The following is a 1,585-nucleotide window of genomic DNA, read 5'->3' as shown; positions in this document are numbered from 1 at the left end:
AGCGCGACGCCGCCGGGCGCCGTCTGGACATGGACGGCGGCACGGGCCGCGCGGCACTGCGTGGCCGCGACGTGCGCCTGACCATCGACACCCAGGTGCAGTTCTTTGCCGAAGAAGCCCTGGCCCGCTCGGTGGATCAGTTCGACGCCTCGTGGGGCGGCTGCCTTGTGGTGGATGTGGATTCCGGCGACATCCTGGCCTGGGCGCAGTACCCGTTCTTCAACCCCAATGCCTACCGCGACTATAAGCCCGAACGCTGGCGCAACCGCCTGGCCGCCGACGCGCTGGAGCCCGGCTCCACGCTCAAGCCGTTCCTGGTGGCCGCCGCCCTGCAGGAGGGCGTGGTCAAGGGCGACACCACGTTCAACTGCGAAAAGGGCCGCTGGAAGACCCGCTACATCACCATCCGCGATACCCACAGCTACGACGTGCTGCCGGTGAACAAGGTGCTGCGCTATTCCAGCAACATCGGCATGGCCAAGATCGGCCTGGAGCTCGGGTCCAAGCGCTACTGGGAATACCTGAACCAACTGGGCTTCGGCGACCGCACCGGCCTGCCCATCACCGAAAGCAAGGGCATCCTGCGCGACCCGCGCCACTGGTCAGAGCCGGACCTGATCACCACCTCGTTCGGCCAGGCCATTGCCGCCACCGGCGTGCAGATGGCCCAGGCCTACCTGACCCTGGCCAACGGTGGCGAACGCAAGCCGCTGCGTCTGGTGGTGGACACCGGCGACAACACCCCGGCCAACTCGGCCAGCCAGAAGGTGTACAACGACAAGACGGTGAAGCAGGTCATCTCCATGCTGCGCGAAGTGGTGGAGGAAGACGGCACCGGCACCCGCGCACGCATTCCCGGCATCATGGTGGGCGGCAAGACCGGCACTGCGCAAAAGGCTGACGAAACAGGGCGTTACGGGCACGAACGACTGGCTTCCTTCGTGGGTTTTGCGCCCATCGACAAGCCCAAGTACCTGATTTTGGTCATGGTGGACGAACCCCAGAAAAATTCGTACGGCGGCGTGGTCGCTGCGCCCGTGTTCAAGCACGTGGCCATGCGCACCATGGCCTACCATGGCCTGCTGCCCGATGCGCCCGACCCGGAGGCCCCCACCTACGCCACGCCCCTGGGCAAGACCGGGCCGGTGGAAGTGCGCCGCGAGGTGGCCGAGGCCGTGCGCGAGGCCCCCGACGGGGTGCCCAACGTGGTGGGCAAGTCGGTGCGCCGGGCCGTGGAGGTGTTTGCCCGGCAAGGCATGGTGCCCGTGCTCAAGGGCGTGGGGCAGACCGTGATCCGCCAGACCCCGGAACCGGGCACCGAATGGCCCAAGGGCCAGCCCACGGGGCAGTGCGTCCTGTGGCTTTCCGAGAATTCCTAGGAGCATCGGCAGATGACCCATATATCTTTTGATGACCTTCTGGCCCGTGTGCGCCAGAACATGCCGGAAATCCGTACCGATTCGCGCAGGGTGGGCCGGGGCGACGTGTTCGTGGCCGTGCCCGGCGTTGCCGCCAACGGCGGCGCGGGCGTGGACGGCGCGGACTTCATCGCCAAGGCATGGGCCGCCGGGGCCGGGGCGGTGGT

At 67.4% G+C, this 1,585-nt stretch carries 1 protein-coding gene and 1 pseudogene; both read left to right on the top strand.

The features are described 5' to 3' along the window. A partial coding sequence (locus FVW27_RS15055) for a penicillin-binding transpeptidase domain-containing protein (protein ID WP_167126642.1) occupies positions 1–1,379 on the top strand: 1,379 nt, incomplete at its 5' end. A gap of 12 nt (positions 1,380–1,391) precedes the next feature. Beyond that, positions 1,392–1,585 (top strand): annotated as a pseudogene (locus tag FVW27_RS15050) (UDP-N-acetylmuramoyl-L-alanyl-D-glutamate--2,6-diaminopimelate ligase); the annotation flags it as partial.

Origin of the sequence: Nitratidesulfovibrio liaohensis (assembly GCF_011682075.1) — a bacterium.
Taxonomy (GTDB): Bacteria; Desulfobacterota; Desulfovibrionia; order Desulfovibrionales; family Desulfovibrionaceae; genus Cupidesulfovibrio; species Cupidesulfovibrio liaohensis.
Note: the sequence above shows the minus strand (reverse complement) of the source record. Positions and strands in the feature narration are given on the sequence as shown.